Genomic DNA, 12841 nt, shown 5'->3' with positions numbered 1-12841 from the left:
CCCGGCCCGCTTCTTCATACCGCCGGAGATCTCGCCGGGAAGCTTCTTCTCGGCGCCGAGGAGACCGACCATCTCCATCTTCTCCATGACGATGCGCTTGATCTCACCCTCGGACTTCTTGGTGTGCTCGCGCAGCGGGAAGGCGATGTTGTCGTAGAGGTTCATCGAGCCGAACAGCGCGCCGTCCTGGAACAGCACCCCGAACAGCTTCCGGGTGTCGTACAGCTGCGCCTCGGGCAGGTGCGGCAGGTCCCGGTCGCCGACCCAGATGTGGCCGCGGTCCGGCTTCAGCAGCCCGACGAGGGATTTGAGGAAGACCGACTTGCCCGTGCCGGAGGGGCCCAGGAGAACACTGATCTCTCCCGCGGGAAGCGTTAGCGACACGTCCTGCCAGATGGTCTGGCGGCCGAACGACTTGGTCAGCCCTTCGACCCTGATCTCGACGCCCACTCGTCACCTTTCGTCCAGGCCGGGGGTTCCGGAACCAATGAGCGAGTAGTTGCTCAGGCCGTACTGTCACACCGTCACGTCGGGTGCCCGTCCCGTTGCTACCGCCGGGTAGCCGTGACGGGTGCCACTACCGTAGCGGCCCATCTCGGAATTGGAAGGGGCGGAAGCTCGGATCAGCGGTGAAAACGCGACGGTGTAAGACAATCGTTACTTACGACGTCCGCGACACTACTGCGAGCGAACCCGCACCTCAAGCCGGGGCTGGAGCCACTGCCGTGACTGGACGGACCCCTGGGGCGCCGTCCGAAGTGGGACGCTACGCGCGGCCCGGGCACCGCACAACTGGCTCCCATGCCCGATCTGCCGCCGAGGTTTATCACCCGCGGACAAATCCACTGGCCCCCAGGGCTCCCCCAGAACGCCGGAAGGCGGCCGCCTCACCGAAGTGAGACGACCGCCTCCACGCGGGCACGGCCGCGCCCGCAGGGTACTGCTCGGTCTTACTTGACGGTCACCGAAGCGCCGGCCTTCTCCAGGGCCTCCTTGGCCTTGTCGGCGGCCTCCTTGTTGACCTTCTCCAGCAGCGGCTTGGGCGCGCTGTCGACCAGGTCCTTGGCCTCCTTCAGGCCGAGGCTGGTGAGGGCGCGCACCTCCTTGATGACCTGGATCTTCTTGTCGCCGGCACCCTCGAGGATGACGTCGAACTCGTCCTGGACCGCGGCCTCCTCGGCGGGGGCCGCGCCACCCGGAACGGCGGCGACGGCGGCGACCGGGGCGGCGGCCTTGACGTCGAAGACCTCCTCGAACTGCTTCACGAAGTCGGAGAGCTCGAGGAGGGTCATCTCCTTGAAGGCGTCGAGCAGGTCGTCGGTGCTGAGCTTCGCCATGATGTGTTCCTCCGCTATGGCTTGTGTCTGGGGTCTAACTGGAACCGCGGGTCCCGGGTCCGTACCGGACCGGGACTACTCGGCGGACGCCTCGCCGGACGAGTCGTCGGACGCTTCGGACGCGTCGGCGTCGGGCGCGGGCGCCTCGGCCGGAGCCTCGGCCGTCTCCCCGGCCTCCTCGCGCTTGGCCCGCAGGGCCTCGGCGAGCTGGGCGGCCTGGGTCGGCAGCGCGTTGAAGAGCGCGGCCGCGTTGGCCAGGGAGCCCTTCATCGCACCGGCCAGCTTGGCCAGCAGCACCTCGCGGGACTCGAGGTCCGCCAGCTTGCTGATCTCGGCGGCGTCCATCGACTGACCGTCGACGAAACCGCCCTTGATCACCAGGAGCGGGTTGTCCTTGGCGAAGTCACGCAGCCCCTTGGCGGCCTCGACCACGTCGCCCTTGACGAAGGCGATCGCGGACGGGCCCTCCAGCAGCTCACGGAACTGCTCGTCGACGCCCGCGTCGGACGCGGCGATCTTGGTCAGCGTGTTCTTCACCACGGCGAACCTCGCGTTCTCGCCGAGGTCGGTGCGCAGCTTCTTCAGCTGCGCCACCGTGAGCCCGCGGTACTCGGTCAGCACGGCGCCGCTCGAGCTCTCGAACTCGTTCTTGAGATCGGCGATCGCCGCAGCCTTCTCGGCCTTTGCCATGGGCCTCCTTCCGATTACCTGGGTGGTCGGATCCGCGTCCGCCGGTGAGGGCGGGCGCCGATCCCTGGTGGGAAGCCGCCAGGGCGAATGCCCGGAAAAAGGCGAACGCCCCGGCGCAGGCGCACGGGGCGGAGGCACGACGCTCGACAGCGGAGGTCGTACGGAAGCTCTCGTCTCACCTACGCGGGCCGCCCGAATCTCTTCGGGTCCTTCGGCCGCCCTCACGGGCGGCGACCGGCGGTCTTCGGCAGAGAACAGAGTACGTGGTCGCCTCGCTCGGCGCCAAATCGATTCACCGGACGACTCACCGGACGAAGAAACCCGCGGGCACCGCGCGCACGGCGGTTCCCGCGGACTTCTCCCGCTCGCGTCAGGTACGGGGGGTCGGGGCGGGAGCCGGGCCGCCTCCGCCCAGCAGACCGCTCAGCGAAAGCTCGCCCACCTGGTCGGCGGGCGGCGGGTTCACGCTGAACGACTTGCCGTAGTCGCTGTAGACGACCGTCACCGTGCCGTTCCGGTCACCGCTCCCGGCGCCCTTGGACGACAGCTTGCGCGGCAACTGGTCCTTGCCGACCCACAGGTCGAAGCTGATCCGCTCGCCGGTCGCGCCCTGCGGGAACCACTTGCGGACGTTCTCGCGCGCCTGCGGGTCCAGCCGGTTCAGCGCGTCCTGGACGGTCACCGTGCCGGTGTAGCGGGTGGTCTCGACGCCGTCGACCGTCTCGGTCCCGACGCGGCGCGCGTCCTTGGACCCGGTGAACATCTTGGTCTGCTCGGCCGGGTTCACCTTGCTCACCTGGTCGACCAGCCCCTTGACGTCCACGCCGAACTGCCGCCCGGCCTGGTTGACGTCCACCTTCACCCACGGCTTGCCGCCGCTGACGAACTGCGCGAACTGCGGGACCTTCGCGTACAGCACGTCCCCGGTGAAGACGGCCTGACCCTTGGCGCCCGGGACCGCCTGCCCGCCCTGGCTGACCTCGTTCAGCCGCGCGCTGAACGTCAGCTCGGGGGCGAGCTTGAACTGCCCGGTCGCCTTGACCTGGCCGCCGCCGTTCCCGGAGTCGGTCACGGTCAGGTCGGCCTTGAACGTGTCGGCCTGCCCCGTCTTCTCCGACGTCTTGATCAGCGCCTCGGCGGCGGTGAGCTTCATGGTGCCGGTCGCGACCTCGGAGCCGGAGCCCCCGCACCCCGACACGAGCAGCGCGGCGCCCATGGCGGTGCCCCCCGCGGCCACGACGAGTCGACGCTTCATGAGGATGGTGCCTCCCTTTCGCCTGCTGATGGGTTCCAGTCTCATGCGGCGCGCCTCGGGCCACATCCCCCGGAGGTACGAATGGGACGAACGGCCGTACGACTCGCGGCGTACCCCCGGGATGCCCTGATTTCAGGGGTTTGCACGCGGCTAGCCGTACGACTGGAAGCCCATCGACCCGGTGAACCTCGCCCCCGGCACCGAGGCGTTCACCCCGATCCGGGACGGCCGGTCCGCCCGGTCGGCCCGCAGGTCCAGCGCGACCCCGGTACCCGCCGGCATCAGTGTGCGCAGGTGCGCGGCCACCTCCCGCGGCAGCAGCACGTACAGGTCGTCCAGCACCGCCCTGGCCAGATAGCGCGTCACGCCGCCGGCGTCCGGACCGGTCCGCGTCATACCCGGCAGCTCACGCAGCAGGTAGGTGAACTGCCGCGGATCGGACCCGGTGCGCAGCCTGGTGAGCTGCGCCGGGGTCAGCGTCGACTGCGACCATGCCTGGCCGTCGTACCCGTACAGGACGTCGCCCTTCACGATCACCTTCTGGGTGACCGTGGTGAGCCGCCCGTCCTTCATGCTCTTGCGCACGCCCGTCGCCTCCAGCGCGAACCGCGGCGCCAGCGTGAACGTCGCGGTCTCCCGCTGGTGCTCGTAGTCGCCGTTGGACGCGCCCGACAGCCTCACCTCGGTCACCCGGACGTACGAGTCGATCGCCGGAGCGCCGGGCGGCGGGGTGGACGGCAGCGCCGCGGCGGATCCACTCCCGGAACCCTGGCCGCCGCCGTTCCCGTCACCGCCGCTTCCACGAGCCGTCCCGCCGCCGCTCCCCGTCCGGCCGGGGGCGGCGGTCGACGAGCCCGCGGGCGAGGGCGGCGCGTCGGGCGACGCGTCCGCCTGCGCGACACGGTCGCGCTGCGCCACCGCCGTGGCCGACGGCATCGTCCCCGAGTCCCCGGCCCCGCCCGCGACCGCGCGGACCGCCACGACCGCCGCGAAGACGACCCCCACGACGGCGACGGCGGACACCGCCACGGTCCGATCCGTACGACGCTCCACCGGTCCTCCAGCCTCGAACATGCGGCACGGCACGGACGAAAGAAGGCTGATTCAACACCATTCGCCCCGTTTGCACTACGCACGCGGGCACGAAAAAAGGGGCGCCCCCGCAGGGGCGCCCCTCACAACCGCGCCGATCGGACCGCGCCGACCGGATCGGCGCGATCAGACCTCGTCGAGCTCGGCGGTCAGGTTGCGGACCGCGTTCGGGTCGACCGGGATGCTCGGCCCCATCGACGTCGTCACCACGGCCTTCTTCACGTACCGGCCCTTGGCGGCCGACGGCTTGAGCCGCTGGACCTCCTCGATCGCGGCGGCGTAGTTCTCCACCAGCTGACGCTCGCTGAAGGAGGCCTTCCCGACGATGAAGTGCAGGTTCGCGTGCCGGTCCACCCGGAACTCGATCTTCCCGCCCTTGATGTCGGAGACCGCCTTGGCCACGTCCATGGTCACGGTGCCGGTCTTGGGGTTGGGCATCAGGCCGCGCGGGCCCAGCACCCGGCCCAGCCGGCCGACCTTGCCCATCTGGTCCGGGGTCGCCACGACCGCGTCGAAGTCCAGGAAGCCGCCCTGGATCTTCTCGATCATGTCGTCCGAGCCGACCAGGTCGGCCCCGGCCTCACGGGCCTCCTCCGCCTTCGCGCCGCCGGCGAACACCAGCACCCGGGCGGTCTTGCCGGTGCCGTTCGGCAGGTTGACGGTGCCGCGGACCATCTGGTCGGCCTTGCGCGGGTCGACGCCCAGCCGCAGCGCGACCTCGACGGTCGCGTCGAACTTGCTGACCGAGGTCTGCTTGGCCAGCTTCATCGCCTCGGCCGGGCTGTAGAACCGCTCCCGGTCGATCTGCTCGGACGCGTTGCGGTAGCCCTTGCTGCGCTTCATGACTGCTCCTCGATGTGACGGGAGTTCGTGGTACGGGCCGCGCCGGCCCTCCCACGGATACCTGCGGGTGTTACTCGAACTGCTCGAACCGCTCGAGTTACTTGACCTCGATGCCCATGGAACGGGCGGTGCCGGCGACGATCTTCTCGGCGGCGTCCAGGTCCTTGGCGTTGAGGTCGGGCATCTTGGTGGTGGCGATCTCGCGGATCTGGTCGCGGGTGACCGAGCCCACCTTGGTCTTGTGCGGCTCGCCGCTGCCCTTGTCCACCCCGGCGGCCTTCAGGATGAGCTGCGCGGCCGGCGGCGTCTTGGTGATGAAGGAGAACGACCGGTCCTCGTAGATGGTGATCTCTACGGGGATGACGTTGCCGCGCTGGGCCTCCGTGGCAGCGTTGTACTGCTTGCAGAAGTCCATGATGTTGACGCCGTGCGGACCGAGCGCGGTACCGACCGGCGGCGCCGGGGTCGCCTGGCCGGCCTGCAGCTGGACCTTGACGACGGCGCTGATCTTCTTCTTGGGAGGCATATGGCACCCCTACGTCCCGTTTGATGTTGACCCCGACTCCCGCTTCGCGGGCAACACGGCGGCGGGACTCGTCCACCGTGTAGGGATCACTGGAAACTCATGCCCCCGCTCGCGCAGGGATACCGGCCTTTCGCGCCCAAAGATCGAGACCAGAACCGGCTCACCCCCGCTTGCGCAGGGAGACACACCCAGGGTACGCGCTGATCCGAACGGGCTCGCTCAGATCTTCGAGACCTGGTTGAACGAAAGCTCGACCGGCGTTTCGCGGCCGAAGATCGACACCAACACTTTCAGTTTCTGCTGCTCGGCGTTGATCTCGTTGACCGTGGCGGGGAGGGTGGCGAACGGGCCGTCCATGACGGTGACCGACTCGCCGACCTCGAAGTCGACGGCGGGCGTGCTGCTCTTGGCCTGCTCCTTGGTCTTGACCTGCTCCTCCGGCTCGGGGGCCAGCAGGTTGGCGACCTCGTCCAGGCTCAGCGGCGACGGCTTGTTGTTGAGGAGGCCGACGAACCCGGTGACGCCCGGCGTGTTGCGGACCGCGGCCCACGACTCGTCGGTCAGCTCCATCCGGACCAGGATGTAGCCGGGCAGGACCTTCTCGTTGACCTTCTGCCGCTTGCCGCCCTTGATCTCGGTCACCTCGTGCTGGGGGACCTCGATCTGGAAGATGTAGTCCTCCATGTTCAGGGTCTGGGTCCGGGTCTCGATGTTGGTCTTGACCCGGTTCTCGTACCCCGCGTAGGAGTGGACGACGTACCAGTCGCCCGGCTGCAGCCGCAGCTGCATCTTGAACTCGGCGTACGGGTCGGCCGCGGGCGCGGCGGGGGCCTCCTCGGCCTCCTCGTCGGCCGCTTCGGCGCCCTCCGCGCCGGCCGTGTCGTCGAGCGCCGCCTCGCCCGGCTCGGCGGCCGGGGCGTCGGTGTCGGCGATCTCCGTGTCGGCGATCTCAGTGTCGGAGAGCTCCGTGTCGGCCGGGCCGGCGGCGCCGGTGACCTCGTCCGCCTGCCCGTCGGCGTCGGCGGCAGCCGCAGCGGACCGGGCCTCGTCGACGGCCTCGTCGTATGGCTGTGAGGGCTCGGACACGGTGACTCTTTCTCTCGAACGGATGCGATGACGATCTTTACGGCGGCGGGCGGCCGCCCATGGTGGTGCGGGCCGGGGCACCGGCGGGGCGGTCGCGCCCCGGGGGTTTCCCGGCGCCGGGATCACCGGCCGGGACGGCTCAGCCGAAGAGCCAGTAGACGCCCTTCAGCAGGGCCCAGTCGAGGCCCGAGACGATCCCCACCATGATCAGCACGAACACCAGGGAGACCGTCGTGTAGGTGATGAGCTCACGCCGGGTGGGCCAGATGACCTTGCGAAGCTCGGCGATCACCTGGCGCACGAAGAGAAGCGGAGAGGTCCGCTTGCGCGAGGGCTTCCCCTTGCCTTCGTCCTTGGCCGCGGCCTCGCCGCGCGTCTCAGTCGCCATTGTGCCGCCGTTCACCTCATAGGTCGTGTCCAACCACCCAGTGGTTGCCGCGCGTCCCCGCGCCGACGCCTGTCATGACGGCGCGCCATGACGTAACCGGTACGGGTGCGCGCACCGCACCTCGCAGGGCAGGAGGGACTCGAACCCCCAACCGCCGGTTTTGGAGACCGGAGCTCTGCCAATTGAGCCACTGCCCTTCACTGGTGACGGAACCAGCTTACGGCCTTTCGCGGACATGGCCGTATGACCGGAGTGCGTCACTAGGACGGTGAGTCTACGTTGCCGACGGCCCTCACGTCGAACCAGACGGGCCCCGCGTCGCGAGAACGCCCCGGTGACCTGGCCCCGAGCCCGTGCCGGCCGTCCGGCGCGCCGCCCCTCCGACCCCGGCTCCAGCAGGTGGAATACGGCTGAAGGCACCGCTCGGCGTCTGTAACGATAGGGACATGAGCAACGACCGACCTCGCATCTCCAAGCGCATCGCCGCGATCTCCGAATCCGCCACGCTGGCCGTCGACGCCAAGGCCAAGGCGCTGAAGGCTGCGGGCCGCCCGGTCATCGGCTTCGGCGCGGGCGAGCCCGACTTCCCGACGCCGGACTACATCGTGGAGGCCGCGGTGGCCGCCTGCGGCGTGCCGCGTTTCCACAAGTACACCCCGGCCGGTGGGCTGCCGGAGCTGCGCGCCGCCATCGCCGAGAAGACCCTGCGCGACTCCGGCTACTCGGCGGAGGCGTCGCAGGTCCTGGTGACCAACGGCGGCAAGCAGGCGGTGTACGAGGCGTTCGCGGCGTTGCTGGACCCGGGTGACGAGGTCCTGGTGCCGACCCCCTACTGGACGACCTACCCCGAGTCGATCAAGCTCGCCGGGGGCGTCCCGGTGGACGTGGTGGCCGACGAGACCACCGGCTACCGGGTGAGCGTGGAGCAGCTGGAGGCGGCCCGCACCGACCGCACCAAGGTGCTGCTGTTCGTGTCGCCGTCCAACCCGACCGGCGCGGTGTACACCCGCGAGGAGATCGAGGCGATCGGCCGCTGGGCCGACGGCCACGGCCTGTGGGTGATCACCGACGAGATCTACGAGCACCTGGTGTACGGCGGCGCCGAGTTCCACTCGCTGCCGGTGGTGGTGCCGGAGCTGGCCGACCGCACGCTGGTGCTGAACGGCGTCGCCAAGACCTACGCGATGACCGGCTGGCGGGTGGGCTGGCTGATCGGCCCGCAGGACGTGGTGAAGGCGGCCGCGAACCTGCAGTCGCACGCGACCTCGAACGTGGCCAACGTCTCGCAGGCGGCCGCGCTGGCCGCGGTGACCGGCGACCTGGACGCGGTGGCGGAGATGCGCAAGGCGTTCGACCGGCGCCGCCAGACGATGGTGCGGATGCTGAACGAGATCCCCGGGGTGCTGTGCCCCGAGCCGGAGGGCGCGTTCTACGTCTACCCGTCGGTCAAGGCGCTGCTCGGCAAGGAGATCCGCGGGAAGCGGCCGCAGACGTCGGTGGAGCTGGCCTCGCTGATCCTGGAGGAGGCGGAGGTGGCGCTGGTGCCGGGTGAGGCGTTCGGTACGCCGGGTTACTTCCGTCTCTCGTACGCGCTGGGCGACGACGACCTCGTCGAGGGCGTCTCCCGGGTCGCCAAGCTGCTGTCCGAGGCGAGCTGACCCGTACCGGGGCCGCTGGGCGGGCGTGACACCGGCCGGCGGGGGCGCCTGAGCGAGGCGCCCCCGCCGGATACGGGCGTGGCCGGAAAACCGCCGGGAAAGCGGTGACCGCGGTGAGGGGCCGGTCGCCGTCTCAGTCTCAGGGGCGGACGCCTTCGGCGATGCGCATCAGCTGGTCGCGTGCGGCACCGCCGCCCGCCGCCACGACGACGCCCACGCCCGGACGCTCCAGCCACGCGATCTGGCGGCCGGAGTCGGGCCGCTCGGTGGTGAGGGCCTTGATGCCCCGTACCGAGGACGGCTTGGGCATCGACGGCGCGGTGATCAGGTCCTCAGGCCCGCTCATCCCGGAACCGCGCACCACCTTGACCTCGGCCCAGCCGCCGGATCCGGCCCACCGGCACGTGGTCACCCGGTTCTTGCCCTCCGCCCTGGAGGCGCAGGGCGCGTCCTCGGCGAGGCCGGATGGAAGGAAGGTCACCCAGGACGGTAGCCGGACCGCTCCGTCCCCGCCGCCGGTGGACGGCTTGCGCTCTGGCCCGTCACCGTCCCGGTCGGCGGGCTTCTTCGGGGTGGCGGCGCCGGACTCGTCCGGCGAAGGCGACGCCTCGGGAAGAGCCGGGGCGGGGGCGCGGTCCGGCTGGGACGTGGCGACCGTGCCCCCTTTGTTGTCGGGTTCTCCTTTCGAGCCGACGGTCTCGGCGCGAAAGGACTGGTAGCCCGGCGCCACGGCCGCCACGGCGACCGCCGCCGCGGCCACGCCCACCGTCACCCGGATCCGGGTGACGCGGCGGCGGTGGCGGCGGCGCACATCGGCGACGAGCGAGGGCGGAGCCGCCGCCTCGGCCACCTGTTCGGCCATGGCGTGCCGCAGTTCACTCTCCAGATCCATCGCTCATCTCCCCAGTGGTGCCAGGTTGCGGTCGAGACGCTCCCGGAGTCTGGCGAGTCCCCGGGACGCCTGGCTCTTCACGGTGCCGACCGAGCAGCCGAGCACCCGCGCGGTCTCCGCTTCGGAGAGGTCCTCCCAGAAGCGCAGCACCAGTACCGCCCGCTGTCGCGGACCCAGCTTGCGCAGCTCCTCCATGAGGGTGCCGCGCAGCTCCACCGTGTGGGTCGCCGACGATGTCGTCGGCATTTCGGGCGGTCTGGCCATGTTGATCTCACGGAGCACCTTCCACCGCCGGGACCGGCTGATCACCAGGTTGACCAGGATCCGGCGGACGTAGGGCTCGGGGTCGGACTCGGGATCGAGCCTCCCCCAGTGCCGGTACGCCTTCTCCAAGGCGGTCTGCAGGATGTCCTCGGCGTCCTGGTGGGCACCGCACAGCAACGCGGCGGTCCGCAACAAGGCGGTGCCACGTGCCGTAACGAACTCGGCGAACGACTTGTCGTCTCGACGCCCCACTGTGCTCCGTCCGGCTGTGAGCTTTCGGCTACCGGGTCGGCGGGGCGGCCCCCCGCGCAGGGGCCGCCCCGCCGCGTCTTGCTGGCGCGCCGCGCGGTCGCGGGCGCCGCGTTCTTACTGAGCGCCGCGCGGCGCGCACGTACCGCGCGCCGCGTGCGTGCCGTGTGCGGCGTGCCTGGTGAGCGCCGGAGGCGTCACCGGGCGGTCTTGGACGCGGCGGCGACCTTCTGGGCCACGTCCTGGAGGCCGGCGGACGACAGGACCGGGCTGCCGTTGACGAACAGCGAGTAGCCCGCCGGGTCGAACAGCAGCACGCCGCTCTGCCCGGCCGGGGCCTGCCACACGACGGTGCCGTTGACGGCGGTGGTGCGGCCGCCCTCGGGCAGCTTCAGCGCCTGGCGCAGCTGCTGCTCGCTGGTCTGCGCGGGGGTCTTGATCCGCTCGACCGTGATCCAGGAGCCGGTGCCGGCCCCGGAGACCCACTTCTGCGTCACCGAGCAGAGCTGCTGCTTGGCGCCCAGGGGCTTGGCGGCGGCCTTGTTGCCGGCGTGCTTGAGGCCCTTGGGCAGCATGATGGCCCGCTCGACGGTACCGCCGGCCGGGACGGCCGGGGCGAGCTTGTCGCAATTGAGGTCGGAGACCGACGGGACGGCGGGGGCCTGCGGCGCGGCGGGGGCCTTGGCGTCGGGCTTGGGCAGGGTGCGCGCGCCGGGGGCGGCGGGCGGGCAGGCGGGCAGGTCGGCCTGCGGGACGCCCGGCTTGGCGGCGGGGACCTGAGCCTTGCCGGCGGGCGCGGTCTGGATGGAGGTGCCCGGCTTGGCGTCGGCGGGCAGCTTGTCCTTGACGTCGGGCACCTGCCGCTGGGCGCCGGCGGCGGCGCCGGCGCCCTGCTCGGCGGTCTGCTGGCCCTTCCTGGCGAGCTCCGCGGCCTTCTTCTTGAGCTCCGCGGCGGGCAGGCAGGTCGGCGCGGTCTTGGGAGCGGCCTCCTTGGCCTTCTGCACGGTGGCGGGGAGCTTGTCGTGCGCGGAAACGGGGGCGGCGTCGGGCTGGGCGACCGAGGCCCACGTGACACCGCCGACGGCGACGGCCCCCACGGTCGAGGCGGTGATCACGGCGGCCTTGAGCGAAATCATCTCTGCGTCCCTTCTGCCCTTGCGAATCTCTCTTGCGCCCCCCATATACGCGCGGCCCCCGAGCGGGGTTGCACGGGTTGCCGGAAGTTTTTTCGGACGCTGCGCGAGGCGGCGGGTGCGCGGCGTGACGACCTGTGCGGGAGTGCGCGACCGGGTTTCGGGTTAGGGACGTCCCGAACGGGATGGGCGCGTGGTCATGGGCGGCATGGCCGCCGCGTGCCATCGCGCATAGTCCGGACTGATGATCCTGGTGAGCCGGGGGTTCCGTGGAGACGCCGATCCGGCAACATTGGGTCATGGAGGCCCGTCTCGCATCACCCCGCCACGTTCACGACCATCCGCGGCTCGCCGCCCTCGACGGCCTCGACGCGGGGGGCGCCGCGCGCGATCTCGCCGCCCTCCCCAAGGCCCACCTGCATCTGCACTTCACCGGTTCGATGCGGCACTCCACGCTGGTGGAGCTGGCCGCCGCGCACGAGGTGCACCTGCCGGACGCGCTGGTGGAGGACTGGCCGCCCCGGCTGCGGGCCACCGACGAGCGCGGCTGGTTCCGGTTCCAGCGCCTGTACGACATCGCCCGTTCCGTCCTGCGCACCCCCGGCGATCTGCGGCGGCTGGTGCGGGAGACGGCGGAGGACGAGGCCGCCGAGGGGTCGGGCTGGCTGGAGATCCAGGTGGACCCCAGCGGCTACGCGGCGCGCTTCGGCGGGCTGACCCCGACGGTGGAGCTGGTGCTGGACGCCGTCCGCGAGGCGGAGGAGGCCACCGGTGTCGGCATCGGCGTGGTGATCGCCGCCAACCGCACCCGGCACCCGCTGGACGCCAAGACGCTGGCGCGGCTGGCGGTGCGCTACGCCGGCCGGGGCGTGGTCGGGTTCGGGCTGTCCAACGACGAGCGGCGGGGGCGGGCCTACGACTTCGAGGGCGCGTTCCGGATCGCGCGGCGCGGCGGGCTGCTGTCGGTGCCGCACGGCGGCGAGCTGCTCGGCCCCGGCAGCGTGCGGGAGTGCCTGGAGACGCTGTCGGCCGACCGGCTCGGGCACGGCGTGCGGGCCGTGGAGGAGCCGCGGCTGCTGGAGCGGATCGTGGACCGCGGGGTGACGCTGGAGGTGTGCCCGGCGTCCAATGTGAGCCTCGGGGTGGCGGCGACGGCGGCGGACGTGCCGCTGCGCGCCCTGTACGAGGCGGGCGCGCGGATGGCGCTGGGCGCCGACGACCCGCTGCTGTTCGGGTCGCGGCTGGTGCGGCAGTACGAGCTGGCCCGCACCGAGCACGGCTTCGGCGACGCCGAGCTGGCCGAGCTGGCCCGCCAGTCGATCCGCGGTTCGGCCGCCCCCGACTCGGTGCGGGCGCGGCTGCTGGCCGACGTCGACGCCTGGCTGCGCGCCGAGCCGTCCACGCAGCGGGCCTGACCGCGGGCCCGCG

The 12841-nt window shown here is 71.3% G+C and carries 14 protein-coding genes and 1 tRNA gene; 2 read left to right on the top strand and 13 right to left on the bottom strand.

Annotated elements, in window-relative coordinates; genetic code table 11:
- The 10 genes from ACFPZN_RS46125 to ACFPZN_RS46080 all read right to left on the bottom strand — a co-directional run.
- Positions 1–450 (bottom strand): ABC transporter ATP-binding protein (locus ACFPZN_RS46125; RefSeq protein WP_378289634.1); only part of this gene is annotated, 450 nt, incomplete at its 3' end.
- A 500-nt stretch (positions 451–950) separates the two neighbouring features.
- Positions 951–1337 carry a 50S ribosomal protein L7/L12 gene (gene rplL / locus ACFPZN_RS46120; protein ID WP_378289632.1) on the bottom strand — a complete coding sequence of 129 codons (387 nt, stop codon included), beginning with the start codon at positions 1335–1337 and terminating at the stop codon, positions 951–953.
- Positions 1338–1412: 75 nt separating this feature from the next.
- The gene (gene rplJ, locus ACFPZN_RS46115) at positions 1413–2027 is read right to left on the bottom strand and encodes a 50S ribosomal protein L10 (protein WP_378289630.1); all 615 of its coding nucleotides are present in this window, start codon (positions 2025–2027) and stop codon (positions 1413–1415) included.
- 370 nt (positions 2028–2397) lie between these two features.
- Positions 2398–3282 carry an SCO4651 family lipoprotein gene (locus tag ACFPZN_RS46110; protein WP_378289628.1) on the bottom strand — a complete coding sequence of 295 codons (885 nt, stop codon included), beginning with the start codon at positions 3280–3282 and terminating at the stop codon, positions 2398–2400.
- Between the two features lie 150 nt (positions 3283–3432).
- Entirely contained in the window at positions 3433–4335 is a 903-nt protein-coding gene (locus ACFPZN_RS46105) for a hypothetical protein (protein ID WP_378289626.1), read from the bottom strand.
- A gap of 165 nt (positions 4336–4500) precedes the next feature.
- Positions 4501–5217, bottom strand: coding sequence for a 50S ribosomal protein L1 (gene rplA, locus ACFPZN_RS46100; protein WP_378289624.1), 717 nt, complete (start codon positions 5215–5217; stop codon positions 4501–4503).
- A gap of 97 nt (positions 5218–5314) precedes the next feature.
- Positions 5315–5743 (bottom strand): 50S ribosomal protein L11, encoded by a 429-nt coding sequence (gene rplK / locus ACFPZN_RS46095; protein WP_378289622.1) that lies wholly within the window; start codon positions 5741–5743, stop codon positions 5315–5317.
- Positions 5744–5962: 219 nt separating this feature from the next.
- On the bottom strand, positions 5963–6829 hold the full coding sequence (gene nusG / locus ACFPZN_RS46090) for a transcription termination/antitermination protein NusG (RefSeq protein ID WP_378289620.1): 867 nt from the start codon (positions 6827–6829) through the stop codon (positions 5963–5965).
- A 139-nt stretch (positions 6830–6968) separates the two neighbouring features.
- Positions 6969–7217, bottom strand: a complete 249-nt coding sequence (secE, locus tag ACFPZN_RS46085) for a preprotein translocase subunit SecE (RefSeq protein ID WP_378289618.1) — start codon at positions 7215–7217, stop codon at positions 6969–6971.
- Between the two features lie 124 nt (positions 7218–7341).
- A tRNA-Trp gene (locus ACFPZN_RS46080) sits at positions 7342–7414 on the bottom strand.
- 249 nt (positions 7415–7663) lie between these two features.
- Between ACFPZN_RS46080 and ACFPZN_RS46075 the strand changes: the two genes are divergently transcribed.
- Complete coding sequence (locus tag ACFPZN_RS46075; RefSeq protein ID WP_378289616.1) at positions 7664–8875, top strand: pyridoxal phosphate-dependent aminotransferase; 1212 nt, start codon at positions 7664–7666, stop codon at positions 8873–8875.
- Between the two features lie 139 nt (positions 8876–9014).
- Here the strand turns inward: ACFPZN_RS46075 and ACFPZN_RS46070 are convergent, their stop codons facing one another.
- From ACFPZN_RS46070 to ACFPZN_RS46060, 3 genes are all read right to left on the bottom strand, one after another.
- On the bottom strand, positions 9015–9767 hold the full coding sequence (locus ACFPZN_RS46070) for a hypothetical protein (protein ID WP_378289614.1): 753 nt from the start codon (positions 9765–9767) through the stop codon (positions 9015–9017).
- Positions 9768–9770: 3 nt separating this feature from the next.
- Positions 9771–10283 carry a SigE family RNA polymerase sigma factor gene (locus tag ACFPZN_RS46065; RefSeq protein WP_378289612.1) on the bottom strand — a complete coding sequence of 171 codons (513 nt, stop codon included), beginning with the start codon at positions 10281–10283 and terminating at the stop codon, positions 9771–9773.
- 194 nt (positions 10284–10477) lie between these two features.
- Positions 10478–11416, bottom strand: coding sequence for a hypothetical protein (locus ACFPZN_RS46060; protein WP_378289609.1), 939 nt, complete (start codon positions 11414–11416; stop codon positions 10478–10480).
- A 437-nt stretch (positions 11417–11853) separates the two neighbouring features.
- Between ACFPZN_RS46060 and ACFPZN_RS46055 the strand changes: the two genes are divergently transcribed.
- Positions 11854–12828: an adenosine deaminase gene (locus tag ACFPZN_RS46055; RefSeq protein WP_378289636.1), complete on the top strand. Its 975-nt coding sequence runs from the start codon at positions 11854–11856 to the stop codon at positions 12826–12828.
- Positions 12829–12841: the final 13 nt, after the last annotated feature.

Origin of the sequence: Actinomadura rugatobispora (assembly GCF_042656285.1) — a bacterium.
Lineage (GTDB): Bacteria > Actinomycetota > Actinomycetes > Streptosporangiales > Streptosporangiaceae > Spirillospora > Spirillospora rugatobispora.
This window is presented reverse-complemented; position numbering and strand designations above follow the sequence as displayed.

Excerpts from the sequence above, each read along its gene's own strand:
- ACFPZN_RS46110 (WP_378289628.1), bottom strand. The coding sequence starts at position 3,282 with ATGAAGCGTCGACTCGTCGTGGCCGCGGGGGGCACCGCCATGGGCGCC.
- ACFPZN_RS46060 (WP_378289609.1), bottom strand. The coding sequence starts at position 11,416 with ATGATTTCGCTCAAGGCCGCCGTGATCACCGCCTCGACCGTGGGGGCC.
- rplK (WP_378289622.1), bottom strand. The coding sequence starts at position 5,743 with ATGCCTCCCAAGAAGAAGATCAGCGCCGTCGTCAAGGTCCAGCTGCAG.
- rplL (WP_378289632.1), bottom strand. The coding sequence starts at position 1,337 with ATGGCGAAGCTCAGCACCGACGACCTGCTCGACGCCTTCAAGGAGATG.
- ACFPZN_RS46075 (WP_378289616.1), top strand. The coding sequence starts at position 7,664 with ATGAGCAACGACCGACCTCGCATCTCCAAGCGCATCGCCGCGATCTCC.
- ACFPZN_RS46070 (WP_378289614.1), bottom strand. The coding sequence starts at position 9,767 with ATGGATCTGGAGAGTGAACTGCGGCACGCCATGGCCGAACAGGTGGCC.
- rplA (WP_378289624.1), bottom strand. The coding sequence starts at position 5,217 with ATGAAGCGCAGCAAGGGCTACCGCAACGCGTCCGAGCAGATCGACCGG.
- ACFPZN_RS46055 (WP_378289636.1), top strand. The coding sequence starts at position 11,854 with ATGCGGCACTCCACGCTGGTGGAGCTGGCCGCCGCGCACGAGGTGCAC.
- secE (WP_378289618.1), bottom strand. The coding sequence starts at position 7,217 with ATGGCGACTGAGACGCGCGGCGAGGCCGCGGCCAAGGACGAAGGCAAG.
- rplJ (WP_378289630.1), bottom strand. The coding sequence starts at position 2,027 with ATGGCAAAGGCCGAGAAGGCTGCGGCGATCGCCGATCTCAAGAACGAG.